Origin of the sequence: Nocardia asteroides, assembly GCF_900637185.1 — a bacterium.
Taxonomy (GTDB): domain Bacteria; phylum Actinomycetota; class Actinomycetes; order Mycobacteriales; family Mycobacteriaceae; genus Nocardia; species Nocardia asteroides.
On the sequence record NZ_LR134352.1, the window covers coordinates 1856377 to 1882269 of the forward strand.

The 25893-nt window shown below is 71.0% G+C and carries 21 protein-coding genes and 1 riboswitch; of the genes, 13 read left to right on the forward strand and 8 right to left on the reverse strand.

Annotated features, from left to right (window positions below):
* The 3 genes from metX to EL493_RS32685 form a co-directional block, all read right to left on the reverse strand.
* Nucleotides 1–1149 (reverse strand): homoserine O-acetyltransferase MetX, encoded by a 1149-nt coding sequence (gene metX / locus EL493_RS08655; protein ID WP_019045210.1) that lies wholly within the window; start codon nucleotides 1147–1149, stop codon nucleotides 1–3.
* On the reverse strand, nucleotides 1146–2462 hold the full coding sequence (locus EL493_RS08660) for a bifunctional o-acetylhomoserine/o-acetylserine sulfhydrylase (RefSeq protein ID WP_019045211.1): 1317 nt from the start codon (nucleotides 2460–2462) through the stop codon (nucleotides 1146–1148). Before EL493_RS08660 ends, metX begins: the two co-directional genes overlap by 4 nt.
* Nucleotides 2463–2543: 81 nt before the next feature.
* Nucleotides 2544–2654, reverse strand: a riboswitch (SAM riboswitch).
* A 63-nt stretch (nucleotides 2655–2717) separates the two neighbouring features.
* Nucleotides 2718–3452, reverse strand: a complete 735-nt coding sequence (locus EL493_RS32685; protein ID WP_019045212.1) for a TetR family transcriptional regulator — start codon at nucleotides 3450–3452, stop codon at nucleotides 2718–2720.
* Between the two features lie 125 nt (nucleotides 3453–3577).
* On the opposite strand from EL493_RS32685, the gene EL493_RS08670 reads away from it, so the two are divergent.
* From EL493_RS08670 to EL493_RS08680, 3 genes are all read left to right on the forward strand, one after another.
* A complete protein-coding gene (locus EL493_RS08670; protein WP_022567280.1) occupies nucleotides 3578–5071 on the forward strand; it encodes an MFS transporter in 1494 nt (497 codons plus the stop codon).
* A 102-nt stretch (nucleotides 5072–5173) separates the two neighbouring features.
* The gene (locus tag EL493_RS08675; protein WP_019045214.1) at nucleotides 5174–5860 is read left to right on the forward strand and encodes a hypothetical protein; all 687 of its coding nucleotides are present in this window, start codon (nucleotides 5174–5176) and stop codon (nucleotides 5858–5860) included.
* A gap of 69 nt (nucleotides 5861–5929) precedes the next feature.
* A complete protein-coding gene (locus EL493_RS08680; protein WP_074965504.1) occupies nucleotides 5930–10069 on the forward strand; it encodes an AfsR/SARP family transcriptional regulator in 4140 nt (1379 codons plus the stop codon).
* Nucleotides 10070–10089: 20 nt separating this feature from the next.
* On the opposite strand, the gene EL493_RS08685 is transcribed toward EL493_RS08680, so the two are convergent.
* Nucleotides 10090–10740 carry a hemerythrin domain-containing protein gene (locus EL493_RS08685; protein ID WP_030200382.1) on the reverse strand — a complete coding sequence of 217 codons (651 nt, stop codon included), beginning with the start codon at nucleotides 10738–10740 and terminating at the stop codon, nucleotides 10090–10092.
* Nucleotides 10741–10984: 244 nt separating this feature from the next.
* Here EL493_RS08685 and EL493_RS08690 point away from each other — a divergent pair, with 244 nt between their 5' ends.
* Together EL493_RS08690 and EL493_RS08695 are read left to right on the forward strand one after the other, a co-directional pair.
* A complete protein-coding gene (locus tag EL493_RS08690; protein ID WP_019045218.1) occupies nucleotides 10985–12202 on the forward strand; it encodes an NADP-dependent isocitrate dehydrogenase in 1218 nt (405 codons plus the stop codon).
* A 218-nt stretch (nucleotides 12203–12420) separates the two neighbouring features.
* On the forward strand, nucleotides 12421–13305 hold the full coding sequence (locus EL493_RS08695) for an alpha/beta fold hydrolase (protein WP_019045219.1): 885 nt from the start codon (nucleotides 12421–12423) through the stop codon (nucleotides 13303–13305).
* 51 nt (nucleotides 13306–13356) lie between these two features.
* Here the strand turns inward: EL493_RS08695 and EL493_RS08700 are convergent, their stop codons facing one another.
* Nucleotides 13357–14751 (reverse strand): WS/DGAT/MGAT family O-acyltransferase, encoded by a 1395-nt coding sequence (locus tag EL493_RS08700; RefSeq protein ID WP_019045220.1) that lies wholly within the window; start codon nucleotides 14749–14751, stop codon nucleotides 13357–13359.
* 214 nt (nucleotides 14752–14965) lie between these two features.
* Between EL493_RS08700 and EL493_RS08705 the strand changes: the two genes are divergently transcribed.
* The 3 genes from EL493_RS08705 to EL493_RS08715 all read left to right on the forward strand — a co-directional run bounded on the left by EL493_RS08705 (nucleotide 14966) and on the right by EL493_RS08715 (nucleotide 17674).
* Nucleotides 14966–16120 (forward strand): MFS transporter, encoded by a 1155-nt coding sequence (locus EL493_RS08705; protein ID WP_019045221.1) that lies wholly within the window; start codon nucleotides 14966–14968, stop codon nucleotides 16118–16120.
* A gap of 144 nt (nucleotides 16121–16264) precedes the next feature.
* Nucleotides 16265–16660, forward strand: coding sequence for a RidA family protein (locus EL493_RS08710; protein ID WP_022567349.1), 396 nt, complete (start codon nucleotides 16265–16267; stop codon nucleotides 16658–16660).
* A 120-nt stretch (nucleotides 16661–16780) separates the two neighbouring features.
* A complete protein-coding gene (locus EL493_RS08715; RefSeq protein WP_019045223.1) occupies nucleotides 16781–17674 on the forward strand; it encodes a hypothetical protein in 894 nt (297 codons plus the stop codon).
* Between the two features lie 83 nt (nucleotides 17675–17757).
* On the opposite strand, the gene EL493_RS08720 is transcribed toward EL493_RS08715, so the two are convergent.
* Nucleotides 17758–17970 carry a hypothetical protein gene (locus EL493_RS08720; RefSeq protein WP_019045224.1) on the reverse strand — a complete coding sequence of 71 codons (213 nt, stop codon included), beginning with the start codon at nucleotides 17968–17970 and terminating at the stop codon, nucleotides 17758–17760.
* A 96-nt stretch (nucleotides 17971–18066) separates the two neighbouring features.
* Here EL493_RS08720 and EL493_RS08725 point away from each other — a divergent pair, with 96 nt between their 5' ends.
* Complete coding sequence (locus EL493_RS08725; protein ID WP_019045225.1) at nucleotides 18067–18648, forward strand: TetR/AcrR family transcriptional regulator; 582 nt, start codon at nucleotides 18067–18069, stop codon at nucleotides 18646–18648.
* 38 nt (nucleotides 18649–18686) lie between these two features.
* On the opposite strand, the gene glpK (EL493_RS08730) is transcribed toward EL493_RS08725, so the two are convergent.
* Both glpK (EL493_RS08730) and EL493_RS08735 read right to left on the reverse strand, forming a co-directional pair.
* Entirely contained in the window at nucleotides 18687–20177 is a 1491-nt protein-coding gene (glpK, locus tag EL493_RS08730) for a glycerol kinase GlpK (RefSeq protein WP_019045226.1), read from the reverse strand.
* A gap of 19 nt (nucleotides 20178–20196) precedes the next feature.
* Complete coding sequence (locus EL493_RS08735; protein ID WP_019045227.1) at nucleotides 20197–20946, reverse strand: IclR family transcriptional regulator; 750 nt, start codon at nucleotides 20944–20946, stop codon at nucleotides 20197–20199.
* A 138-nt stretch (nucleotides 20947–21084) separates the two neighbouring features.
* Here EL493_RS08735 and glpK (EL493_RS08740) point away from each other — a divergent pair, with 138 nt between their 5' ends.
* The 4 genes from glpK (EL493_RS08740) to EL493_RS08755 all read left to right on the forward strand — a co-directional run bounded on the left by glpK (EL493_RS08740) (nucleotide 21085) and on the right by EL493_RS08755 (nucleotide 25853).
* Nucleotides 21085–22602, forward strand: a complete 1518-nt coding sequence (glpK, locus tag EL493_RS08740; protein WP_019045228.1) for a glycerol kinase GlpK — start codon at nucleotides 21085–21087, stop codon at nucleotides 22600–22602.
* 29 nt (nucleotides 22603–22631) lie between these two features.
* On the forward strand, nucleotides 22632–24311 hold the full coding sequence (locus EL493_RS08745) for a glycerol-3-phosphate dehydrogenase/oxidase (RefSeq protein ID WP_019045229.1): 1680 nt from the start codon (nucleotides 22632–22634) through the stop codon (nucleotides 24309–24311).
* Nucleotides 24312–24364: 53 nt separating this feature from the next.
* On the forward strand, nucleotides 24365–25003 hold the full coding sequence (locus EL493_RS08750) for a TetR/AcrR family transcriptional regulator (protein WP_019045230.1): 639 nt from the start codon (nucleotides 24365–24367) through the stop codon (nucleotides 25001–25003).
* A 100-nt stretch (nucleotides 25004–25103) separates the two neighbouring features.
* Nucleotides 25104–25853 carry an SDR family oxidoreductase gene (locus EL493_RS08755; protein WP_019045231.1) on the forward strand — a complete coding sequence of 250 codons (750 nt, stop codon included), beginning with the start codon at nucleotides 25104–25106 and terminating at the stop codon, nucleotides 25851–25853.
* Nucleotides 25854–25893: the final 40 nt, after the last annotated feature.

Sequence of the window (25893 nt, forward strand, 5' to 3'; positions counted from 1 at the left end):
TCAGCGGTTCTCGCGGGCCAGCCGCATGGTCTCGGTGAGCAGCTTGGACACCGCGGCGGCCTCGGTGAGGAAGCCGTCGTGGCCGTCGCGGGAGTGCACGATCTCGAGTCCGGCGCAGCCGGGCAGATGCTCGGCCAGCTCGGCCTGGGTGTGCAGGGGGTAGAGCCGGTCGGAGTCGACACCGCCCACCACCACGGGCACCGGCGTGGAGGCCAGGGCCGCCGCGATGCCGCCGCGGCCGCGGCCGATGTCGTGCCGGTTCATGGTCTCGCTGAGCAGCACATAGGTGGCCGGGTCGAAGCGCTGCACCAGCTTCTCGGCCTGGTGCTCGAGGTAGCTCTGCACCGCGTAGCGGCCGCCGGTCCACGGATCCTCGTCGCCCTGGGGCTGATTGGTGAAGCGGTGGTCCAGCTCGCCCTCGGTGCGGTAGGTCAGGTGCGCGATCCGGCGGGCCAGGCCCATGCCGGTCATCGGCGCGCGGCCGGTGCCGTGATAGTCGCCGCCCTGCCAGTCGGGGTCGGCCGTGATGACGGCCATCTGGGTGGTCTGGGTGCCGATCTGGTCGGCGGTGGCGCGCGCGCCGACGGCGAGCACCAGCGCGGCGGACACCCGCTGCGGCTGCCCGACGATCCACTCCAGCACCCGCATGCCACCCATCGACCCGCCGACGACGGCGGCCAGCCGCTCGACCCCGATCAGGTCGAGCAGCTGCGCCTCGGCGTTCACCTGGTCGCGGATGGTCAGGTCGGGAAAGCGCGAACCCCACGGCGCGCCGTCGGGCGCGGGCGTGGACGGCCCGGTGCTGCCCTTACAGCCGCCGAGCACATTGGTCGCGACGACACACCATTCGTCGGTGTCGATCGGCGCGCCGGGCCCGACCATGCCCTCCCACCAGCCGGGCTGGGCGTTGTCCGCGCTCGCGATGACATGGGAGTCACCGGTGAGCGCGTGCTCGACCAGCACCACGTTGTCGAGGGTGGGCGAGAGCTCGCCCCAGCGCTGCACCGCCAGCCGCACATCGGGGACGACGGCGCCGTTCTCCAGCGCCACATCCCCGATGGCGACCACGCCGAGTCGCCCGTCCGGCGGTGGCAGCAGGGCCACTCCGGTCGCGGGACGGGTGATCGGCGATTCGGTGCTCACAGTCACGTGTTCGCCGCCGCGAATCCGGCGCGCAGATCCGCCAGGATGTCGTCGATTCCCTCGATGCCGACGGCGAGCCGGACCAGCCCCGGGGTGACGCCGGAGGCCAGCTGCTCCTCGGGCGTCAACTGCGAGTGCGTGGTGGACGCCGGGTGAATCACGAGAGAACGCACATCACCGATGTTAGCGACATGGCTGTGGAGGCTGAGAGCGTCCACGAACTTCTTGCCCGCATCGACACCGCCCGCCAGTTCGAACGAGACGATCGCGCCCGCGCCCTTGGGCGCCAGCTGCTTGATCCGCGCGTGCCACGGCGAGGTCTCCAGCCCGGCGTAGTGCACCGCGTCGACGCCCGGCTGCTCGGCCACGAACTTCGCCACCGCCTCGGCGTTGGCCACGTGCCGCTCGACCCGCAGGCTCAGCGTCTCGATGCCCTGCGCGATGAGGAAGGCGTTGAACGGCGAGACCGCCGCGCCCAGGTCGCGCAGCAGCTGCACGCGGGCCTTGAGCGCGAACGCGGGCGCGCCGAGGTCGGCGAAGACCGCGCCGTGGTAGCTCGGGTCGGGCTCGGTGAAACCGGGGAAGCGGGCGTTGCCGTCGGCGTCGCGCACGGTCCAGTCGAAGGTGCCACCGTCGACGATCACACCCGCGACCGCCGCGCCGTGGCCGCCGAGGTACTTCGTCGCCGAGTGCACGACGATGTCGGCGCCGTGGGCCAGCGGCTGGATCAGGTACGGGGTCGCGACGGTGTTGTCGACGATCAGCGGGATGCCCGCGTTGTGCGCCACCTCGGCGATGCCGGGGATGTCGAACACCGCGCTGCTCGGGTTGGCGATGGTCTCGCCGTAGAAGGCCTTGGTGTTGGGCCGGATCGCGGCCTGCCACTGCGCCAGGTCGTCGGGATCCTCGACGAAGGACACCTCGATGCCGAGCTTGGGCAGCGAGTAGTGGAACAGGTTGTACGTGCCGCCGTAGAGGTGCGGGCTGGACACGATGTGGTCACCGGCGCTCGCCAGGTTCAGGATCGCGTAGGTCTCGGCGGCCTGGCCGGAGGCCAGCAGCAGCGCCGCGACGCCACCCTCGAGCGCGGCGACGCGCTGCTCGACCGCGTCCTGGGTGGGGTTCATGATCCGGGTGTAGATGTTGCCCGGCTCTGCCAGACCGAACAGCGCGGCGGCGTGATCGGTGTCGCGGAAGGTGTAGGAGGTGGTCTGGTAGATCGGCAGTGCCCGCGCGTTGGTGGTCGCGTCGGGAGCCTGGCCCGCGTGGATCTGCTTGGTCTCGAACGACCAGTTCTCGGGCAGGGCAGAGTCGGACATGTTTGTGCTCCAGGGTTGTTCGCCGGGGAATCGCGTCAGATGGGTTGGATCGACGGACAACAACACATGGGGGCCTCCTGCGGTGCGCGCTTGCCCTCGACCTTCGAGAGCCCGGTCATCACCCGGAGCACCCCACCGCAGCTGGAGGGTTGCCGACCAGCGAGCCGGGGCTTGGCGCTGGTACTCATGACCTTGCCGTCATGTTAACCGGCCGTCGTGTCCGCGCGGAAACTTCCCCCGGTTTCGTCGCCTGGATCACTGTCCCGTCGGTGTGCCGGGCGTCGGCGTGTCGGTGTCCGGCGGCGCACCGCAGATGCGGCGGAGCTCGTGATACGCCCGCAGGATGGCGGTCCTGGTGACCTGCGCGGCGGCCTGCGGTGTCGAGCTCAGCAGCGCGTCCTCGACGCCGACCAGCGACAGATGGCACAGCATCTGCCAGGTGCCCGCCACCAGCCGCACCGAGAAGTCCTCCGCGCCGGTCCCCATCCGCTCGGCCAGCTCGGCGCACACCGCGACGTTCTTCTTCTCCGCGTACTCGAGCGCGCGGGCGTTCACGGCCTGGCTGGTTCGCATGATCCGCTGCATCTGCAGGAACTGGCGCAGGAAGCGCACGCCGTCCGCGTCGGCCTCGGCGTCGACCACGTGCAGATAGGCGCCGCACAGCGCCCGCAGTTCGTTGCCGGTGCGCGGCTGCCGGGCCAGCGCGCTCGCCACGGAGATACCGAAGTCGTCGATGGGCGCGAGGACGATGTCCTCCTTCATCGGGAAGTACCGGTTGACCGTGCGGGGGGAGACGTCGGCGCCGGCGGCGATCTGCTCGACCGTCGTCGCGTCGAATCCCTGGGTGTCGCACAGGCTCAGCCCGATGTCGACGATCGCGGCCCTGGTCTGCTGCTTCTTGCGTTCCCGCAGGCCAGGGGTCTGGCGGGCGGGAGGCGCGGCCGGGTCGGTCGTCCGGTCCGCGCTGATCGGAGGGGTCGAGTCCAGCATCTGTCCAGCTTACCGTCCAGTCTGTCCACTTACGTCAAATGGCGCAGTCAGACATTTTGCTCTTGACGCCAATTGTCTCACGGTGCCAGGATTGTGCCGAGCCTTCGAGTGACTAGGAGTCCGCGGTGACCGGCACCGAGACAGACGCGAAAACAACTGAGAAACAACAGGATTCGAGACGATGGTGGGCGCTGGCCGTGCTCGCCTCCGCGCAGCTGATGGTGATCCTCGACGCCACCGTCGTGACGATCGCGCTGCCGTTCGCCCAGAAAGACCTCGGCATCAGCGAGGGTGACAAACAGTGGGCGCTCACCGCCTACACGCTGATCTTCGGCGGTCTGCTGCTGCTCGGCGGCCGGATGGCCGACTACCTCGGGCGCAGGCGGATCTTCTTGATCGGCCTGGTCGGCTTCGCCGCCGCGTCGGCACTGGCCGGACTGGCCCAGGACGGGTTGCAGCTGTTCCTCGGCCGCGGTCTGCAGGGCGCGTTCGCCGCGCTGCTGGCACCCTCGGCGCTGTCGCTGCTGTCGGTGACGTTCACCGACGTGAAGGAGCGGGCCCGCGCGTTCGCGGTCTTCGCCGGCATCTCGGCGGGCGGTGTCGCGTTCGGATTGATCGTGGGCGGCGCGCTCACCGAGTACGTGTCGTGGCGCTGGACGCTGCTGATGAACACTCCGGTGGCGATCGTCGCGCTGCTCGGCGCGCTGGCGGTGATCGTGCGCGACGTGCCGGTCCCGCGGGTCGGCGGGTACGACCTGCCGGGGGCCGTCACCGTGACGCTGGGTCTGGTGTCGATCGTGTACGGATTCAGCCGGGCCGCCGAGGACGGCTGGCTCGCGGGCAGCACGCTGGGCCTGCTGGGCGTGGGTTTCGCGCTGCTGATCGCGTTCGTCGTCATCGAGGCGCGCACGGCGAATCCGCTCCTGCCGCTGCGCATTCCGGGCGAGATCAACCGGGGCGGCGCCTTGCTGGCCGCGCTGCTGATCCCGATCGCCATGTTCGCGATGTTCCTGTTCCTGAGCTTCTACTACCAGAACACGCTGGGCTATTCGCCACTGAAGGCGGGCATCGCGTTCCTGCCGTTCCCGGTGGGCATCGCGGTCTCGGCCGGTGTCACCAGCGCGCTGATGCCCAAGCTCGGGCCGCGCCCGCTCATGGTCGTCGGCGCGCTGCTCGGCACCGTCGGCCTGCTGTGGCTTGCTCAGCTCGGCTACGGCGACGGATACGCGCTGAGCGTGCTGCCCGCGCAGCTGCTCATCGCGCTCGGCATGGGGCCGCTGTTCGTCGGCATGCAGGCGGTGGCATTGCACCAGGTCGACGCCGAGGATTCCGGCGTGGCGAGCGCCCTGCTCAACGCCGCCCAGCAGGTCGGCGGGGCGGTCGGCACCGCGCTGCTGACGACGCTGTCGGTGCAGGCGGCCAAGGACTACGCGGCCGAGAACCCGGCCGTCGACCACCTGCTCGAGCGGGCCTCGATCCACAGCTACGACGTCGCGTTCTATGTCGGCGCCGGGTTCTTCCTGGTCGCCGCCGTGGTGATCGCGGTGATGATCAGGGACAAGCCGGAGAACTTGATCGAAGGCGACGAACACGCCACCCGGGTGCCGATCGCGGTCTGAGTTCGATCACCGGGCCCCGCATGCCGGTTTCGGCAGGCGGGGCCCGGGCGATCGCAAATCGTTCGCAAGTGGGCGCCAATCGGCCGCGGTCACGCTCTGTTCATGACTATCGAGACCGCCGACGAGGCGAACAACACCGCGGCCGCGCCGCATCCTGTCGACCGGGCGTCGAGCCCCGTCCCGCCGGGGAGTCGGGACCGGGGCCGCGCGGTGGTCCTCGCCGTGGGCGCGGCCCTGTGGGCGGCGGGCAACCTGATGCATCCGCTGGAACACGTCGAGTCCGCCGAGCAGGCGCCGACCTGGGCGGCCGCGCATCTCACCTTCGCCGTCGGCGCGGTGCTGATGGCCGTCGGGCTACCCGCGCTGGTCCGGGCGATCCGCAGGCCGGGCGACGCGGGGGCGGGCAGGATGCTCACCCTCGCGCACGGGTTGCTGTTCGCCGGGCTGGCGGTGGTGATCCCGATCGGGGCCTATCACGAGGTGTTCGTGAGCACCCATCTCGACCACCACGCCGCCGCCGAGATCTCCGACGCCTCGGCCGCCGTGCTCGCTCCGCTGTCGCTGGCATTGCTGCTCGGGTTCGTGCTGCTCGCGGTGTACGCGCTGATCCGGCCCGCCGCGGTGTTCGGCCGCTGGTCGGGCGTGCTGATCATCCTCGGGACGCTGTCGATGACGGTCGCGGCGATGGCGCCCGGGGTGCTGCCGGGCGCCGAGGGGTGGTGGATCATCCCGGGAACCGTCGCCCAGGGTGTGGCGATCGGCATCGCGGGGGTGCGTATCGCCAGGTAAATTGACCGCATCGAACACGAAGGACCGTACGGCGGCACGCCCGCCGTACGCATCGAGGTACTCGGCCCGTTGCGGGTCGAGGTGGGTGAGCGGCCCGCCGATCTGGGTGGACCGCGTCAGCGCGCGCTGCTGGCCCGCCTGGTCCTCGCGGGCGGCGAGGTGGTGTCGACCGATCGCCTGATCGACGACCTGTGGGCGGGCGACCCGCCGCCGAAGGCCCTCGGCGCCCTCCAGGCCCACATCTCCTACCTGCGCCGCGCCCTCGAACCCGATCGCCCGCCCCGCGCCCCCGCCACCGTGCTGATCTCCGAGGCGCCGGGGTACGCCCTGCGCCTCGACCGATCCGCCGTCGACGCCTGGCATTTCGAACGCCTGCTCGCCGACGCGGATCGCACCGATCCGGCCGAGCGCTACGGCGTGCTGGGCGACGCGCTGTCGTGCTGGCACGGCGAGCCGTACGCGCCGTTCGCGACCGCGCACTGGGTCACCCCGGAAGCCGCCCGCCTGCACGAACTCCGCCGCGTCGCCGTCGAACGCCGGGCCGAGGCAGCGCTGGTTCTCGGCCACCCCGACGAGGCCATGGCGCTGCTGCAGCCGCACGTCACCGATCATCCCGACCGCGAGAACGCCGCCCGCCTGCTGGCGCTCACCCTCTATCGCCTCGGCCGCCAACTCGACGCGCTCGCCACCCTGCGCCGGGTCCGCACCTATCTCGACACCGAATTCGGCGTCCTGCCAGGACCTGCCCTCGCCACGCTGGAAACCGCGATCCTGACCCACGCCCCGGAACTGGACCATCAGCCCCTGCCCGGCCCGTCCCGACCGGGCGGCCCCGCCCCGGCGAATCCGTCCGCCGAACTCGCACAGCCCGTTCACCCTCGGCCCCCGACGCGCGATGCCGACGTCCCCGGATCCGGAACCGCTACCGCACGATCGAGTGACCTTGCCCCGCAAGCGCATCGGTTCGCCACCGTCTCCCGGTCGGCCGACGGAACGGAAGATCCCGGTCGGCGCGCCGACGACCGTCCGACGGAAGCCGCGTGGCCTGCCGGTGGCGGGCGTAGCTCGGCGGCCGGTTCGGCGGAATCCGCGCGAGGTGCGGAAGCCGCGCGCCCTGCCGGTGGCGGGGGTAGTTCGGCGGCCGGTTCGGCGGAATCCGCGCGAGGTGCGGAAGCCGCGCGGCCTGCCGGTGGCGGGGGTAGTTCGGCGGCCGGTTCGGCAGAATCCGCGCGAGGTGCGGAAGCCGCGCGGCCTGCCGGTGGCGGGGGTAGTTCGGCGGCCGGTTCGGCAGAATCCGCGCGAGGTGCGGAAGCCGCGCGGCCTGCCGGTGGCGGGGGTAGCTCGTCGGCCGGTTCGGCGGAATCCGCGCGAGGTGCCGACGCTGATCCACGGCCGACCGCCGGCGTGGGTGCGATGCCGTCGGCCGATATCTCGGCGTCGGCCGGGCCGATCACTGATGCCCGTGGAGGACGGCCGACGTGGGGTCTGGGGGAGGCGGCACCGAAGACGCCGGCGGGCGCAGGCGTTGCGGGCGCCGGTGGCGCGAGTGCGGACGCGGCTGGGGGCGAGCGGGCGGATCCGGCGCCGGCCGGTGGCGGTTCGGATCGTCCCGGCGCACGGACGCGGTTCAGCACGGGGGCGGTCGGCTACGACGCCGAACGGCGGGCGTTGCTCGCCGAGGCGGCCGAGGTGGTGGCGCGCGGGCAGGCCAGGGTCGTGTGGCTGGAGGGGGAAGCGGGCGCGGGAAAGACGACCCAGGGCGACGCGCTGGCCCGGGCGCTGGCCGGGGACGGGTGGACCGTCGTCGGGGCCGCGTGCCCGGAGGTCGACGGCGCGCCCGCGGCGTGGGCCTGGATGCATCTGCTCGACGGGCTCGGCGCGGAGGTGCCGCCGGGGGAGCGGGACGCGGGTCCGTTCGGGATCGCGCGGGCTGTGGCGCTGGCGTGTGAGCGGCGGCTCGCCGACGGCCCGGTGCTGGTGATCCTCGAGGACGTGCACCGCGCCGACAGCGCGACCTTGCAGATCCTGCGGCAGCTGGTGGCGTGGCTGGCGAGTCGCCCGGTCCTGGTCCTGGTCACCGCGCGCGGGTCCGAGGCCGACGCGGGCGTGCGCGCCTCGGCGGCGGCGCTGGCGGCGGTGACGGGTCGTCGCCTGGAACTGGGCGGCCTCGATACCGCCGCGGTGCGTGCCGTCGCGGCCGCGGCCGGCCTGCGGACCGTCGACGACGACACCGCCGAACGGCTGCGCGCGCGGACCGGCGGTAATCCTCTGTTCGTCCGCGAGGTCGCCAAACTCGCCGCGGCGGTGGGCGATCTACACGCCGTGCCGGACGGCGTCCGCGACGTGCTCAGCCGGCGGATCGCCCGGCTGCCCGCCGGCGCAGCCCGCGCCCTGCGCCTGGCCGCCGTCTGGGGCGACGACATCGACTTCGACACCCTGCTCGAGCTGACCGCTGAGCCGGAGGACACCCTGATCGACTTGGTCGACACGGTCACCGTCGCCGGACTCGTCCGCATCGCGGGCACCGACCGCGTCACCTTCGCCCACGCCCTGATCCGCGACGCCGTCTACGGCGACATCCCCGCGCTGCGCCGCGCCCGCCTGCACTGGTCGGCCCTGGAACTGCTCGAACGCCGCACCGGCGTCAGCCAGGCCGACCTCGAATCCGACACCGCCACGGTCGACCTCGACGCCATGGCCCACCACGCCATCGCCGGCGCGGGCGCCGCGAACGCCACCCGCGCGCTGCGCTACGTCCTCGCCGCCGCCCGCAGGCGCACCGCCCGCCGCGCTCACCAGGACGCCGAGCCGCTGTGGCGCTCGGCCCTCGAATTGCACACGCGCGCGGGACACCTCGACGCCACGGCGCCGCGTGCGGACCGCCTGGCTGCCCTGTCGACGACCTGCGCGCTGGTCAATGCCCTCGCCTACGGCGGCAACGACGAACAGGCCCGCATCCTGCGCGCCGAAGCCCTGGCGACAGCCCGCACCCTCATGCCAGGCACCGACCAGCGCGCCGCCACCGCGCGCGGTGACGATGCCCAGACCATCACCACCGATCCTGTCGTCGAGGTCCTCACCTGCTGGCGCGCCCCGACGATCTGGACCAGCCGCGAACGCGGCCTTCCCGACCCCGGCCTGTGGGCCGAGCTGGCCGCCGCGTCGACGCGCACGACAGCGCCGGACCCGCGGATCCGGCTGCTCGTCGCCACCGCCTTCGAGGTCGTCGGCTTCGACAATCCGCACGCCTTCGCCTGCTCCGCCGAGGCCTTGCGTGCGGCGCGCGAGCTAGGTGACCCCGAATTGCTGTGCGCCGCACTCAATGCCAGAGCGTTCGTCGCGCTCGGTCCCGACCTGTGGCCGGAGCGCGGCGAGCTGGCCGACGAACTGCTGCGCGTGTCGACCGCGGCGGGCCTGCCGGAGTACCAGGCCGTCGCGCATTTCCTGCGCTTCCTGGTTGCCTCGGGTGCGGGCCGGCTCGTCGCCGCGCGGGCCGAGATCGCCAAGGCGCTCGACTGCGCCGAGGGCGGCCAGCTCGGCCCGCTGCTGGTCGTCTCCACCGCGCATCTGGCGGTGCTCGCCGTCCTGCGCGGTGACTTCGCGACCGCGCGGGCCATCGATGCCGACCTCAGCGCGAAGATGGTCGCGGCGGGTCACGCCAACGGCGCCGAACTGGTCCTGCTGGCCGAGATGATGACCGGGTGGGCGCTCGGCGACCTCGCGCCCGGCCTCGACGGTTACGCCGCGCTGAACGCGGCCGCACCGCACGCGCTCAGGCCCGCGTACATGCTGGCCCTGCTCGACGCCGGAGACACCGAGCGGGCCGCCGCGCTGCTCGGCGCGGGCACCCCGGTCCCGCGCGACTACTACTGGTGCGCGATGTCGGCGTTCGAGGCCAGGGTGGTCGCCCGGATCGGCACGGACGAGGCGGCCCGGCGGCTCTATCGGGACCTGCTGCCGAGAGCGGGCACGATCGCGGGGATGGACTCCGGGTCGGTCGCCTTCGGCCCGGTCGACACCGTCCTCGCCGAACTGGCCGACCGGCTGGGCGACCACGCCGCCGCGACCGCGCACCGCGCCGCGGCCGAGGACGTCCTCGCCGCCATCGCGACCGAACTGGCCGCGCTCGACGCCATCGGCGGCCCGTCACCAACTGCCATGGGCGGCCCGTCGCCGACCGCTACCGGCGGGCCGTCGCCGACCGCTTAGCCCGGCCGCCGACCACCGGCTCACCGCCCCGCCAGCACCCGCTCCCGACGGCGGTATCCGAAACCGAACACCGTCCGCATCACCCGCAACGGCAGTCCGCCCTCGGCCATGAGCTCGGCGAGTTCGGTCTGGGTGCCGACCGCGAGCATGCGTGGCAGCTCGAAACTCAGCACCGCGCCGCCTCGGGCCGCCGCCTCGACCGTCTCCCACTGCTCGATGGTCAGGTACTCGGTCACGATCGGGAAGACCGTCCGCTCCTCGTCGGCGATGTGCTCGTCGAGCACGGTGTGCAGCCGGGTCAACCGCTCGGCCAGAGTGGCGGCGGCCCCCGGGCGCCGGGCGACCAGGTCGGCGCAGAGGGTCCGGATCTCGGCCAGCGCCGGGTCGAGCTGGGCGTGGTCGTCGGTGAGCTCCCTGAGCTCGACCGCGTCGCCCGCCGCGGCGGTCAGCGTGGGCCAGAGCACCTCGTCCTCGACGCGGTGGTGATGGTGGATGGAGTCGCACAGCAGGCCCAGGTACTCGGTGAGCGCACGGGCCCGGCGGGGCGGGCACGCTGCCCCGGCGGCGGCGAGCTCGCCGGCGACCACGCCCAACCTGGCGGTATCGGCCAGCATTGCGCGATGGGCGAGGCGCATCCCTAGTAGGTTGGGAGTCGAGCGTATGTCGGTCATGACCCGACAGTGCGCCCCGTCACTTGCGACCCGTTTGCCGTCCGCTGGTGGGTGAAGTCCCGCACAGCGGGCCCTCCCATCGCGGTGAGGTAGGGGGCAGCAGTACGCTCGTCTTGTTTGCACCACACGTCCCGCAGACAACGCGGGGCATATACGTTGTCTGTTGGAACAGCTGGGGTCCGCTCACAAGCGTGTTCGCCTGGCCGTGCAATGAGGGCACCATCCTAGGAGGACACGAAGATCCATGTCCAAGATCAAGGTTGAAGGTACCGTCGTAGAACTCGACGGCGACGAGATGACCCGGATCATCTGGCAGTTCATCAAGGACAAGCTGATCCACCCGTATCTCGACGTGAACCTCGAGTACTACGACCTCGGCATCGAGTACCGCGACAAGACAGACGACCAGGTCACCGTCGACGCGGCCAATGCCATCAAGAAGCACGGCGTCGGCGTCAAGTGCGCCACCATCACCCCGGACGAAGCGCGGGTGAAGGAGTTCGGGCTCAAGAAGATGTGGCGCTCGCCCAACGGCACCATCCGGAACATCCTGGGTGGCACCATCTTCCGCGCGCCGATCATCATCTCCAACGTGCCCCGCCTGGTGCCCGGCTGGACCAAGCCGATCATCATCGGCCGTCACGCGTTCGGCGACCAGTACCGCGCCACCGACTTCAAGGTCTACGAGGCGGGCACCGTCACGCTGACCTTCACGCCGGAGGACGGCAGCGAGCCGATCGTGCACGAGGTCGTGAAGATGCCGGAAGACGGCGGCGTCGTCATGGGCATGTACAACTTCAAGAAGTCCATCGAGGACTTCGCGCGGGCCTCGTTCAACTACGGCCTGCAGCAGAACTACCCGGTGTACCTCTCCACGAAGAACACCATCCTCAAGGCCTACGACGGCATGTTCAAGGACACCTTCCAGGAAGTCTTCGACGCCGAGTTCAAGGCCGAGTTCGACGCGGCGGGCCTGACCTACGAGCACCGCCTGATCGACGACATGGTCGCCTCCTCCATGAAGTGGGAGGGCGGCTACGTCTGGGCGTGCAAGAACTACGACGGCGACGTGCAGTCCGACACCGTGGCGCAGGGCTTCGGCTCGCTGGGCCTGATGACCTCGGTGCTGCTCACCCCGGACGGCAAGACCTGTGAGGCCGAGGCCGCGCACGGCACCGTCACCCGGCACTACCGCCAGCACCAGCAGGGCAAGCCGACCTCGACCAACCCGATCGCGTCGATCTTCGCCTGGACCCGTGGTCTCGAGCACCGCGGCAAGCTGGACAACACCCCCGAGGTGATCGGCTTCGCGCAGGCGCTCGAGGATGTCGTCATCAAGACCGTCGAAGGCGGTCAGATGACCAAGGACCTGGCGCTGCTCGTCGGCGGCGACCAGGGCTACCTGAGCACCGAGGAGTTCCTCGGCGCGCTGGACGTCAACCTGTCCCGTGCCCTGAGGTAGCAGTTCCCGCTCCGTGATTCCGGCCGGGCCAGGGCGACGCGCGACCCGCGTCGCCGGCCGGCGGAATGGCGGAGAGTTCGTCCGGCCCGGTCGGTCGCCCCTGTTCGCACGAGAACGTGGGTAACCCGCCGGGCCGTTTCGCGTCCTGGGCCGTGTGGCATCATCGGACTAGAACGAGTTCTAGAAATGGGCTCGCGAGGTGCCGATGGAGGTCCGTGATGGGAACGCCGCGATCCGTGCGGACCGGTCCGTTCGTGGTCCCCGCGATCGACGAGCTGCCCGAGGGCAGGCTGCTGGAGCTGCCGGGGCGGGGCCGCACCTATGTCGTCGACATTCCCGGCCCGCCGGACGCGCCGACGCTGATCCTGCTGCACGGCACCGCCACCACGGCGATGCTCAACTGGTTCCCGGCGCTGGCCACGCTCGCCGAGCACTACCGGGTGGTGCTGTTCGATCAGCGCTGGCACGGGCGGGGGATCCGCTCGTCACGCTTCCGGCTCGACGACTGCGCCGACGACGTGGTGGCGGTGGCCGACGCGCTGGACCTGGACCGCTTCGTCTGCGTCGGCTATTCGCTGGGCGGGGTGGTCGCGCTGCTCGCGGCCCATCGGCATCCGGACCGGGTGGCCGGCCTCGTGCTGTGCGCGACGCCGTACAAGTTCCAGGAGAAATGGCGCGAACGCGCGTTCCATCGCGGGTTCGCGGCGCTGACGGGCACGCTGGGCACCTACCCGTACGAGCGGGCGGGCCGCTGGGCCGATCGCAGGCCGGAACTGCCCGCGGCGCTGGTTCCCGGGCAGCTGCGCAAGTGGGCGATGAGCGAGTTCCGCAGTACCAGCGGCTGGGCGCTGACGCAGGTGCTGGTGGCACTCGGGAAGTTCGACGCGACCGCGTGGCTGCCGCGGCTGCGGATGCCCACCGCGGTGGTCGTCACCACGAAGGACAAGGCCATCCCGGTGCACCGCCAGATCGAATTGGCGGCCGCGATCCCGGAGGCGAGCATTCATCCCGTCGCCGCTGGCCATGCGGCCTGCGCGTTCGCGGCCGACCGGTTCGTTCCGGTACTCGACGCGGCGTGCGCGGCGGTGGCGCGGCGGCTGTGAGGGACAGACCCCGTTCGGCGACGGTGGCGAACAGGGCATTCGAGACCGAACTCAGCCCAGGGCGCGGGCCGCGTTCAGCAGATCGTCGACGACGGCGGGCACCGCGGCGGCCAGCTCACCGATATCGGGCACCAGTTCCCGGCAGGCGATGAACCCGAAGTCCAGGTCGCCGCAATTGGACAGCACGGTTGCGGTGAGCCCCGCGCCGTGGAACACCGGCCCGAACGGATACATCCCGTCCACCCGCACCCCGAGGAAGTACAGCGGCATCGGCGGTCCCGGCACATTCGAGACCACCAGGTTGTGCACCACCGGATGCCGCTCGGCCAGCTTCAGCGACGAGTAGACCCGCGAGGCCAGCCGGAAGGTGTTCGGCGGCGCGTACTGCGACCAGTCCTGCAGGAAGTCGGCGCCGATCAGATCGTGCTCGGCCTTGGCCTCCCGGTTCGCCTCGGCCAGCTGGCGCAGCCGCCGCACCGGATCGGCGACGTCGGTGCCGAGCCGGCAGAACAGCGTCGAGACCTTGTTGATGCCCGCGGTGTGCCGGGTGGACTCGTGCACCGAGACCGGAACCGAGGCGATCAGGGTGCGTTCGGGCAGGTCGTCGTGGGTCTCCAGGTACCGGCGCAGCACGCCGCCCACCACGGTGAGCACCACGTCGTTGACCTTCACCCCGAAGGCCGCCTTGATCTCCTTGATCGCGCCCAGATCGGCCTTGGTGAAGGCGACGGCGCGATGCCCGCTGATGGCGCGGTTGAACGGCGTGCGCGGCGCCGAGAACGGCAGGGCCATGCCCGCCTGCTGCTGCCGCCTGCGCTGCGCGAACCCCGCGACCATGCCGAGCGTCTTGGGCACCATCCCGACGAAGCCCACCTTGACCGGCAGGCGCAGCAGTGCGCGCGCGGCCAGTTCGAGGTCGCCCGGCTGGGGCGCGGGCTGCCAGGGCTCGGGCTCGGGCCTGGTCCGGCCCGGTTCCAGATCGCACAGGTGCATCATCATGTTCGTGCCGGTGATGCCGTCCACGGCGGCGTGGTGATACTTGCAGATCACCGCCACTTTCCCGCCCTCGTAGCCCTCCACCACCGACATCTCCCACAGCGGTCTGGCCCTGTCCATCGGGCGGCTCGCGATCTCGCCGATGAGCTCGGCCAGCGCGGTCTGCCCGCCCGGCTCGGGCAGGCCGACCCGGCGGATGTGGTAGTCGAGGTCGAAGTCCGGGTCGTCGACCCAGACGGGGTGGTCGAGGTTGAACGGCACCTCGTGCACCCGGCGGCGCATGTGCGGGATGAGGGGCAGGCGGCGGCCGAGTTCGGCCTTGAGCCCGTCGAACGAATAGTCCCCGTCTCCCGGGTCCAGGATCAGCAGGGCACACACGTGCAAATGCTGGGTTCCGGTCTCGAGATAGAGGAAGCTGGCATCCAATCCGGTGAGTTGTTCCGTTTCCATAGCCGAACACTACTAGAACGTGTTCTAGTTTTCGCGCGACCAGGCGCGAACCTGGTCACATACGGACCGGGTGGTCCGGGATGTGACGTGGGGTACTTCACCCCCGTCTCCGGTAGCGAACCGGTGCGCCGGGCCGTTGCATGGAGACGTGACTTCTGCCCTCCCCAGCACCGACCGCGTCGAGACGCCACGCACCGGCTGGCACGTCCCCGCGATGCTGGCGCTGGCGCTGGGCGGGTTCGGCATCGGCACCACCGAGTTCGTGACCATGGGTCTGCTGCCCGACATCGCGGCGGCCTTCGGCATCTCCGAGCCGACCGCCGGGCACGCGGTGTCGGCGTACGCGCTGGGTGTCGTCGTCGGCGCGCCGCTGATCGCCGCGCTGTGCGCGCGGGTGCCGCGCAAGAAGCTGCTCATCGCGCTGATGGCCGCGTTCACCGTCGGCAATGCCGCGACCGTGCTCGCGCCCACGTTCGGCACGTTGGTGCTGGCCCGGTTCGTCTCCGGCCTGCCGCACGGCGCCTACTTCGGTGTCGCGTCGCTGGCCGCGGCCACCCTCGCGCCCGTCGGGCAGCGCGCCAAAGCCGTGGCCGCCGTGATGCTGGGGCTGAGCGTGGCGAATGTGATCGGGGTGCCCGGCGCCACCTGGCTCGGCCAGCATCTGGGCTGGCGGGACGCCTACGTGGTGGTCGCCGTGATCGGGGTGGCGACGGTGGCCGCGCTGTGGCGGTTCGTGCCCGGCCTGACCGGGATGAAGATCACCAACCCGATGACCGAACTGGGTGCCCTGCGGCGCCCGCAGGTGCTGCTCACGCTGGCCGTCGGCGCGATCGGCTTCGGCGGCATGTTCGCGGTGTACACCTACATCACCACCACCATGACCGATGTGGCTGGCATGTCGATCGGCGCGGTCCCGATCGTGCTCGCGCTGTTCGGCCTGGGCATGATCGCGGGCAATATCCTCGGCGGGATCATGGCCGATCGCGGGGTCGACCGGTCGATCTTCGCCGGGATGATCGCGATGGTGGTCATCCTGGCCGGTTTCGTCCTGGCCGCCCACAATCCGATCACCGCGGCGATCGGCGCCTTCCTGGTCGGCGCGTCCGGCGCGGCGCTGGCACCCGGCCTGCAGACCCGCCTGATGGACGTGGCCGCCGACGCCCAGACTCTGGCCGCCGCCCTCAACCACGCCGCGCTCAATATCGCCAACGCGGCGGGTGCCTGGCTCGGAGGACTCGTCATCGCCGCGGGCTTCGGCTACACCGCGCCCGCCGCGGTCGGCGCACTCCTGGCCGTGCTCGGGCTGCTGCTTTTCGCCGTCACGGTGTGGGTGGCGCGTCGCGGTGAAGCCGTCGCCACCACCAGTTGACCGACTCGTGGACCTCGGGCCGCTCGGCGTTTCGATGAGAGTTCCCGATGACATCCACCGGGCGTCGAGCCGCATCGCGATGTCACACCCCGCGTCCCCGCGTCGTCTCCTCAGTGCACGCATTCCGGCACCAGGAGAGATTCCATGTCAGTAGTGATCAGCAACCCGCCCGAGCTGCACGACCCCACCGGTTTCGGCTACAGCCACGTCGCCCGCGTCACCGGCGAGCTCGTCCTCATCGCGGGCCAATACGACTCCGACGCCGAAGGCCACACCACCACCCCCGACTTCGCCACCCAGGTGGACCGCGCCTTCACCAACCTCGGCATCGCCCTGCGCTCCGCCGGCGCCGACTACCGCGACGTAGCCCAGCTCCGCACCTTCATCGTCGCCCACGACCTGGAAAAACTCGCCATCCTCGGCGCCAAGATCACCGAAATCTGGGGCCCCACCCCACCCACCCAAACCCTCCTCGGCGTATCCGCCCTAGCCCTCCCCGACATGCTCTTCGAGGTAGAAGCCCTAGCCGCCCTACCGTGACGCCCGTGCGCACTCGCCACCCCGGCGAGTGCGCACGGCACGCCGCCCACGCCCCGCGTTTCATCGGACACACCGGCACAAATTGGGGGCCCGCTAGGCCCTCGCAATACGTTCCCCGGCATGCCGAGCTACCTACACGAAGGTTTGCTTGATCTCTTCCGAACCGACCCCACCCTCGCTCTGTCGCTACTGGCCGAACAGTTCGGAATCGTGCTACCCGATCATGCCGAGATGCGCGCCGAACCCTGCGATTTCACCGACATAGGGCCCAAGGAATACCGCGGTGACTTCGCGCTCAGCACCAGCGACGACCGAAACCGGCCGGTCCTCGGTGTATGCGTCGAGGTACAACTGAGCTGCAAGGATGATCGCCGATGGAAATGGCCCGTCTACGTGACCACCCTGCGATCGCGTCTGCGCTGCCCGGCCGTGCTGCTGGTGGTGACACCGAGTCGCCACGTCGCGAAGTGGGCGTCGGACCCGATCGAACTCGACCCCGACGGTTCCGTGATCCATCCCCGTGTCCTCGGCCCGGACCGATTCCCCCTCGTGACCGACCCCGACGAGGCTCGGCGTAGCCCGGAACGCGCCACCCTGTCGGCGATCGCCCACGGCGCGGGCCCGCACATGGACGCGGTTCTCTCGGCCTTCCTCGCCGGGCTGATGAAAATCGACGATGAGCGTGTGAAAATGTACCTGGATCTGGTCGACGACGAGTTGACCCTCGCGGCGAGCCGACGTCTGGAGGAACTTGTGAAGAGCACTCCCGAATACCGTGGCCGCATCGCCACCAAGTACGTGGCGAAGGGGCGGGAAGAAGGCCGCGAAGAAGGGCGGGAGGAAGGGCGTGCGGAGGAAGCCGCGCATGCCGTTCTCACCGTGCTGACCGCCCGTGGCCTCGAACTGTCCGTAGCGCAGCGCGCCACCCTTGCCGAGTGCGCCGATCTCGATCAGCTCAACGCCTGGTTGGTGCAGGCGGTGACCGCCAACTCGGCGGGCGAGCTTTTCGTCTGACGCCGCCGAGGGGGTGGCGGGATCGCTGTGGCCTATCGAGGCGCGCGATCCCGCTCACTGATCAGCTCGGGGCTGGGTTCGGATCAGGCGGGTGGGTTGCAGGAGTAGGCGGAGCCGCACTGGAGCTGGCGCAGGAGGGAGCCGACGCCGTCGATCAGGGAGCTGCCGGTGGACGGCGCGTCCGCGGTGGGGGAGACCGACGGGGCGGGGGTGGGGGTGGCGGCCGCGGGGCCCGCGGTGAGGGCGCCGATGGCCAGTGCGGTGATGCCCGCGGCGAGCAGTTTGGTGAACGCCATGATGAATCCTCTGTTCAATTCAGTGATTTGGGGATGGCGCGTCGCAGTGTTCCATACTTGACCGATCGGTCGCAATAGCCTTGGTATGCTCGGAAAGTGGCGCGCACCAAGGAATTCGATCCCGATGTCGTGCTCGACCGCGCCCTGGAGCTGTTCTGGCAGCGCGGTTACGAGACCACCTCGATCGCGGATCTGATCGAGCATCTCGGAATAGCCAGGGGCTGCATCTACGCGACGTTCGGCAGCAAGCACGAACTCTTCCTCAAGGCCCTGCAACGTCACCTGGAGATCGTCGACGAGCGCGTCACCACGCAACTGGCCCGTCCGGGGCCGGCGTTGCCCGCGATCAAAGGGCTGATCGACCGGTTCGTGCACGATTCCTGCCTCGAAGATCGCTTCCTCGGCTGCCTGGTGACGACCGCCGCGGTCGAGCTCGCCGCCCGCGATCCCGATGTCGCGCGCTTGGTCGAATCCAGTTGGGCAAGAACGGAAACCGCCCTGTTCTCCGCGCTGTCGCGTGCCCGCGCACAGGGCGAGCTGGCCGCCGACGCGGACACCCGCGCCATGGCCCGCTTCCTGCTGGTCTTCCTCCAGGGTGTCTGGGTCCTCGAACGCGCGCCCAATTCCGCCACCCGCCTGCGGGACGCCGCCCGGGTGGCCACCTCGATCCTGGGCTGAGCGTTCGTCATTCGTGAACGATCGGTTCGGATAGCGGCCTAGCGTTCGGGCCGCGCCCACCCGATGCTGAGCTGTACCGCGCGCTGCCACTGCTCGTACTCCTCGTCGCGCACCGCTCGATCGGCCCGCGGCACCCACTGAGCGGCGACGCGCCAATTACGCCGCAGCCCTTGCAGATCGGGCCAGTACCCGACCGAGAGCCCGGCCGCGTAGGCCGCGCCGAGCGACACGGTCTCGGTGACCAGCGGCCGCATGACCGGAATGCCCAGCACATCGGCGATGACCTGCATGAGCAGATTGTTGGCCGCCATCCCACCCGCCACCCGCAGCGAGCGGGCGTGCAGTCCGGCGTCGGCGTTCATCGCCTCGACCACGTCCCTGGTCTGCCAGGCGGTCGCTTCCAGGACCGCGCGCGCCAGATGCCCCTTGGTGACATAGGAGGTCAGGCCGATCAGCAGCCCGCGCGCGTCGCTGCGCCAGTGCGGCGCGTACAGCCCGGAGAAGGCGGGGACCAGGTAGCAGCCGCCGTTGTCGTCGACGGTGCTCGCGAGGGTTTCGATCTCGGGCGCGGTGGCGATCAGGCCGACGATGTCGCGCAGCCACTGCACCAGTGAGCCGGTCACCGCGATCGGCCCCTCCAGCGCGTACACCGGATCGGGACCGACCTGGTAGCCGATGGTGGTGAGCAGTCCGTGCCGGGAGCGGATCAGTTCGGCGCCGGTGTTCATCATCAGGAATCCGCCGGTGCCGTAGGTGCATTCGGTCTCGCCGGGCGCGAAGCAGGTCTGGCCGAACAGCGCCGCGTGCTGATCGCCCAGTGCCGCGCCGATCCGCACGCCGGGCGCGACGGTGCGGGCGGTGCCGAAATCGCCGGTCGACGGCTCGATCCGGGGCAGCATCGCGCGCGGGATGTCGAAGAACCGCAGCAGTTCCTCGTCCCACTGCCGGGTCGCCAGGTTCATCAGCAGCGTGCGGCCCGCGTTGGTGACGTCGGTGACGTGCGCGCCGGTGAGATTCCAGATCAGCCAGGACTCCATCGTCCCGAACAGCACCTCACCGCGCTCGGCCCGCGCGCGCAGCCCGTCGACGTGGTCGAGCAGCCAGCGCAGCCGGGGCGCGGCGAAGTAGGTGGCCAGCGGCAAGCCGCTCAGTTCCGTGATGCGGTGCGCGCCGGGCAGTTTCCGCAACCGCTCGACCAGCTCCTCGGTGCGGATGTCCTGCCAGACGATGGCGGGCCGCACCGGCACCCCGGTGTCGCGATCCCACACCACGGTGGTCTCGCGCTGATTGGCGATCCCGATCGCGGCCACCTGCTCGACGGTGATGCCCGCGTCGCGCAGCGCGGCGGGCACGAGCCGTTCGACCGTGCGCCAGATCTCGGCCGCGTCCTGCTCCACCCATCCCGACCGGGGATAGCGCTGCCGGTGGGCGCGCTGGGCGAGGCCGGCCAGCCGGGCGTGCCGGTCGAAGACGATGCAGCGGGTCGAGGTGGTGCCCTGGTCGAGGGCGAGCACATAGCGCGGGGTCAACGTCGCCTCCAGGTCCCGGTCATCGCGGTGCGCCGAGATCGCGATGGATCGCCAGCGCGGCCGCCTGCACCTGCTCGATCATCGCCGACCGCGGCCTGCCGTGCGCGTCGCAGAGCCGGTCGGTCCGGCCGGTGATGCCGAGGGCGGCGACCACCAGTCCACCGCGCGCCCGGATCGGCGCGGCGATTCCCGCCTCGCCGGACCGGAATTCCTCGACCTCGCCCGCCCAGCCGGCCCGGCGCACCTCCGTGACCATCCGGCGCAGCGCCGCCGGGTCGACGACCGTGCGTCGCGTGAACGCCTGCGGCGCGGCGGTTTCGGTGGCCGCGTCGTAGGCCAGCAGCACCTTGCCCAGCGCGGTGGCGTGCGCGGGCAGCAGCTCGCCGACGGCCAGCGCCTGCTCGCTGTTGTCGGGCCGGAAGACGTGGTGGATCACCGTGACTCCGCCCTCCCGCGCGACCGCGATCCGCACCGATTCCCCGGTGCGGGCGGCCAGCGCGTCGGCCCGGTGGATCGCGCGGGAGCGCAGTTCGTTGACGTCGAGATGGTCGGCGCCGAGTTCGCCGAGCGCCGGACCGAGCAGGTATCTGCCCGCCGCGTCCTGGTCGACGAAGCCGACGCCCTGCAGGGTGCGCAGGATCCCGTGCGCGGTGGGTTTGGCGAGGTCGAGGGCCGCCGCGATCTCGCCGACACCCATCCGCCCCGACCCGCGCGCGAGCAGCCGCAGCACCGCCGCGGCACGTTCGATCGACTGGATCGGCCCTGGCACAGTCGCAACCTATCAGGCCGACCGTTCGACATTGTCGAACGGCACCCGTGGTCGCCGGCCCCCGCGATTCCTAGCGTGGACAGCGGCCGAGGTGGCCGGGCAGACGGATTCGACGCCGAGTCCGGGAAGGACAACGCGATGACGCGGTATGTGGGCGCGATCGATCAGGGCACGACCTCGACGCGCTTCATGGTCTTCGACCGGAACGGCGCCGTCGTCGCCCGGCATCAGCTCGAACACGAGCAGATCATGCCGCGGCCGGGCTGGGTGGAACACAATCCGGACGAGATCTGGGAACGCACCCGCACCGTGGTCAAGACCGCGCTCGGCACCGCCGATCTCACCGCCGCCGACCTGGCCGCCATCGGCGTCACCAACCAGCGCGAGACCACCGTGGTCTGGAACCGCCGCACCGGCCGCCCGTACTACAACGCGATCGTCTGGCAGGACACCCGCACCGACCGCATCATCGCCGCCCTCGACGCCGCCGGGCACAGCGAGCTGGTCCGCGAGCGCACGGGTCTGCCGCCCGCGCCGTACTTCTCGGGCGGCAAACTGCGCTGGATCCTCGACAATGTCGAGGGCGTGCGCGCCGACGCCGAACGCGGCGACGCCCTGTTCGGCACGCTCGACACCTGGCTGATCTGGAACCTCACCGGCGGCAGCCGCGGCGGCGTGCACGTCACCGACCCCACCAATGCCTCGCGCACCATGCTCATGGACCTGGCGACGCTGAGCTGGGACGACGAGCTGCTGCGCCTGTTCGACATCCCGCGCGCCATGCTCCCCGCCATCGCCGCGTCGTCGAACCCGGCGGGCTTCGGCACCACCGACCCCACCGGTCCGTTCAAGGGCGCGGTCCCGATCGCCGGCGTGCTCGGCGACCAGCAGGCCGCGAGCGTCGGGCAGGTCTGCTTCCAGCCGGGCGAGGCCAAGAACACCTACGGCACCGGCAATTTCCTGATGCTCAACACCGGCACCGACATCGTGCGCTCGGCGCACGGCCTGATCACCACCGTGGCCTACCAGTTCGGCGACGCGAAACCGGTGTACGCGCTGGAGGGTTCGATCGCGGTCACCGGCTCGGCGGTGCAGTGGCTGCGCGATCAGCTCGGCATCATCGCGGGCGCCGCGCAGGTCGAGGATCTGGCCGAGCAGGTCGCCGATTCCGGCGGCGTGTATTTCGTGCCGGCGTTCTCCGGGCTGTTCGCGCCGTACTGGCGACCCGACGCGCGCGGTGCGGTGGTCGGCCTGTCGCGCTACAGCACCAACGCCCACCTGGCCAGGGCCACGCTGGAATCCATCGCCTACCAGACCCGCGACGTGGTCGAGGCCATGCAGCGCGACTCCGGTGTGCGGCTGGCGACGCTGCGGGTCGACGGCGGCGTCACCATGAACAAGCTGGCCATGCAGATCCAGGCCGACCTGCTCGGCGTCCCGGTCTCGCGCCCGGTCGTCGCCGAGACCACCGCGCTGGGCGCCGCCTACGCCGCCGGTCTCGCGGTCGGCGTCTGGACCTCCACCGACGAACTGCTCGCGAACTGGCACGAAGACGTCCGCTGGTTCCCCACCTGGTCCGACGAGCAGCGCGCCCGCGGTTACGGCCGCTGGCTCAAGGCCGTCGAACGCACCCTCGACTGGGCCGACCTCGACTGATGACCGATCACCCCACCAAGGAGTAAGCCGTGTCCGTACCCCTGGACTCCACCTACCGCGCCGCGGCGATCGCGGCGCTCGACGACCGCGAGATCGATGTGCTGGTGATCGGCGGCGGTGTCACCGGCGCGGGCGCCGCGCTCGACGCCGCGTCGCGTGGGCTGTCGGTGACCCTCGTCGAGGCCCGCGATTTCGCGGCGGGCACGTCGAGCCGGTCGTCCAAGCTCATCCACGGTGGCCTGCGCTACCTGGAGCAGCTGGACTTCGCGCTGGTCCGCGAGGCGCTGAAAGAGCGTGGGCTGCTGCTGAACACGCTGGCCCCGCACCTGGTGCATCCGGTGCCGTTCCTGTTCCCGTTGCAGCACCGGGTCTGGGAGCGCGCCTACATCGGCGCCGGGGTGGCGCTCTACGACACCCTGGGCGGCGCCCGCGCGGTTCCGATGCACAAGCACCTGACCCGTTCCGGCGCACTGGAACTCGCGCCCGCGCTGCGCGAGGACGCGATGACCGGCGCCATCCGCTACTACGACGCCCAGGTCGACGACGCCAGGCACACCATGATGATCGCCAGGACCGCCGCCGATCAGGGCGCCACCGTGCTGACCCGGACCAAGGTCACCGGCCTGGTCCGCGACGGCGAGCGGGTCGTCGGCGCGCACGTGGTCGACCTGGAAACCGGTGCGACGCACACCATCCGGGCCCGCAGCGTGATCAGCGCCACCGGCGTGTGGACCGACGACATGATCAAGATGACCGGCGTCGACTTCCCGTTCCACGTGCAGATGTCCAAGGGCGTGCACATTCTCGTGCCGCGCGACCGGCTCGACCTGCACACCGGCCTGATCATGCGCACCGAGAAGTCGGTGCTGTTCGTGATCCCGTGGGCCGAGCACTGGATCATCGGCACCACCGACACCGCCTGGTCGCTGGACAAGAACCACCCCACCGCCACCGCCGCCGACGTGCGGTACATCCTCGACCACGTCAACGGGCTGCTGCGCGAGCCGCTGACCAGGGCCGACATCGTCGGCACCTACGCGGGCCTGCGTCCGCTGATGACCGGGGCGACCAAGGAGACCGCCAAGCTCTCCCGCGAGCACGCCGTGGCCGAACCGGTGCCCGGGCTGTTCGTCATCGCGGGCGGCAAGTACACCACCTACCGGGTGATGGCCGCCGACGTGGTCGACGCCGTCACCACCCGGCTCGGGGGCGACATCCCCGCCTCGGCGACCGCGACACTGCCCATAGCCGGCGCGGAGGGCTACCGCGAGATGCTCGCCGGGACAGCCGAACTGGCGGCCACGGCCGGGCTGCCGGTGGAGGTCGTCGAGCACCTGCTCGGTCGCTACGGCGCCCTGGCCGCCGACATCTTCGACCTCGTCGCGGCCGACCCCGCGCTGCGCGCGCCGCTGCCGGGCGCCCCCGACTACCTCGCCGCCGAGGCCGTCTACGCGGTCACCCACGAGGGCGCGCTGCACCTGGACGACCTGCTCACCCGGCGCACGCGGATCTCCATCGAGGTACCCGATCGCGGCCTCGCCGCGGCGCCGGAGATCGCCCGCCTGATCGCGCCGCTGCTCGGCTGGGACGCCGAGACCACCGAGGCCGAGATCAACCGCTACTACGACCGTGTGCACGCCGAACTGGCGGCCAACGAGGCGGGCGACGACGAGTCGGCCAACACCGCCCGCCTGGTCGCCGCGCGCTGACGCCCGGCCTACCGCTTACAAACAGACCTGTATGTAAGCGGTAGGATCGGTCGATGACCAGCACCGCAGCCGACAAGCCGCCGCGGCGGACGCAGGAACAGCGCAGCAGCGAGATGCGCACCCGCCTGCTCGACGCGACCATCGACTGCCTCGTCGAATACGGCTACACCGGCACCACCACACCGCGGGTCGCCGAACGCGCCGGCGTGACCCGCGGCGCCCAGGTGCACCATTTCGGCTCGAAGCACGACCTGGTCGTCGCCGCCATCAACCATCTGGCCGAGCGCCGGGTCGCGGCGGCGATGAGCGAGATGACCCAGGTCCGGGTCGGCGGCGACCCGGTCGGCACCGCGCTCGAGTTCCTCTGGGACCTGCACCAGGGCCCGCTGTTCGTCGCGACGGTGGAACTGTGGGTGGCGGGCCGGACCGATCCGGTGCTGGCCGCGGCCATGGAAGAGGTGGAACCGCTGGTCAATACGGCGGTGCTGCGGGCGGTGGCCGACCTGATCCCGGACGATCTGCACCGCAAAGGCGCCCGCGACTTCACCTACACCGCGATGGACGCGCTGCGCGGCATCCTCGTCGCCAACTTCGTCGTCCCCGACGCCGAGCGGGCCCATCGGCGTTGGCGGCGGGCCATGGTGGACCTGCGCGCGGCGGCGGCCGCGGTGATGGTGACCGGTCCGCGCTGACCCCGAGGCCGGCATCGCGTCGACCGGTTCCGTCGCGGGGGCCGGATCGCTAGCGTGAGCCCATGGAAACGCACATCGAGTCCCGCCCGGCGGCAGCGTCATGAGCCGGGGCACCATCGTGATCACCGGCGCCAGCTCCGGCCTCGGCGCCGAGATGGCCCGCCAGTTCGCCGCTCTCGGCTACGACCTCGGCCTGTGCGCCCGGCGCACCGAACGGCTCGACGAGGTGCGCGCCGAGATCCTCGCCGCTCATCCCGACCGGGTCGTCTCGGTGAAGCAGCTCGACGTCACCGACGACGACGCCGTGTTCACCGTCTTCGACGAATTCGCCGCCGAGTTCGGCGGGCTCGACCGCGTCGTGGTGAACGCCGGCCTGGGCAAGGGCGCGCCGCTGGGCACCGGCAAGCACGCCGCCAACCGTGAGACCGCGGTGGTGAACTTCCTGGCCGCCCTGGCCCAGACCGAGGCCGCCATGCGGATCTTCCGTGCGCAGGGCCGCGGCCACCTGGTGATGATCTCCTCGATCTCCGGCCTGCGCGGCATGCCCAAGACCCTCACCACCTACGCCGCCACCAAGGCAGGCGTCGCCGCGCTCGCCGAGGGCCTGCGCGCCGAAGCCGTCCCCGGTGTCGACGTCTCGGTGATCTATCCCGGCTACATCCGCTCGGAGATGAACGACCGCATCAAACACGAGCCCAAATTCATGGTCGACACCGAAACCGGCGTCCGCGCCATGGTCGCCGCCATCGAGAAGCGCCGCGCCAAGGCCTACGTTCCCGACTGGCCCTGGATCCCCCTCGCCTACGCCCTGCGCACCCTCCCCCTACCTGTGGTCCGCAAACTCCTCTGACCACCCGAAAGGCCGTGCCGGGCAACTTCACCCGGCACGG

Excerpts from the sequence above, each read along its gene's own strand:
- EL493_RS08660 (WP_019045211.1), bottom strand. The coding sequence starts at position 2,462 with ATGTCCGACTCTGCCCTGCCCGAGAACTGGTCGTTCGAGACCAAGCAG.
- EL493_RS32685 (WP_019045212.1), bottom strand. The coding sequence starts at position 3,452 with ATGCTGGACTCGACCCCTCCGATCAGCGCGGACCGGACGACCGACCCG.
- EL493_RS08675 (WP_019045214.1), top strand. The coding sequence starts at position 5,174 with ATGACTATCGAGACCGCCGACGAGGCGAACAACACCGCGGCCGCGCCG.
- EL493_RS08685 (WP_030200382.1), bottom strand. The coding sequence starts at position 10,740 with ATGACCGACATACGCTCGACTCCCAACCTACTAGGGATGCGCCTCGCC.
- EL493_RS08690 (WP_019045218.1), top strand. The coding sequence starts at position 10,985 with ATGTCCAAGATCAAGGTTGAAGGTACCGTCGTAGAACTCGACGGCGAC.
- EL493_RS08695 (WP_019045219.1), top strand. The coding sequence starts at position 12,421 with ATGGGAACGCCGCGATCCGTGCGGACCGGTCCGTTCGTGGTCCCCGCG.
- EL493_RS08700 (WP_019045220.1), bottom strand. The coding sequence starts at position 14,751 with ATGGAAACGGAACAACTCACCGGATTGGATGCCAGCTTCCTCTATCTC.
- EL493_RS08705 (WP_019045221.1), top strand. The coding sequence starts at position 14,966 with ATGCTGGCGCTGGCGCTGGGCGGGTTCGGCATCGGCACCACCGAGTTC.
- EL493_RS08710 (WP_022567349.1), top strand. The coding sequence starts at position 16,265 with ATGTCAGTAGTGATCAGCAACCCGCCCGAGCTGCACGACCCCACCGGT.
- EL493_RS08715 (WP_019045223.1), top strand. The coding sequence starts at position 16,781 with ATGCCGAGCTACCTACACGAAGGTTTGCTTGATCTCTTCCGAACCGAC.
- EL493_RS08720 (WP_019045224.1), bottom strand. The coding sequence starts at position 17,970 with ATGGCGTTCACCAAACTGCTCGCCGCGGGCATCACCGCACTGGCCATC.
- glpK (WP_019045228.1), top strand. The coding sequence starts at position 21,085 with ATGACGCGGTATGTGGGCGCGATCGATCAGGGCACGACCTCGACGCGC.
- EL493_RS08750 (WP_019045230.1), top strand. The coding sequence starts at position 24,365 with ATGACCAGCACCGCAGCCGACAAGCCGCCGCGGCGGACGCAGGAACAG.
- EL493_RS08755 (WP_019045231.1), top strand. The coding sequence starts at position 25,104 with ATGAGCCGGGGCACCATCGTGATCACCGGCGCCAGCTCCGGCCTCGGC.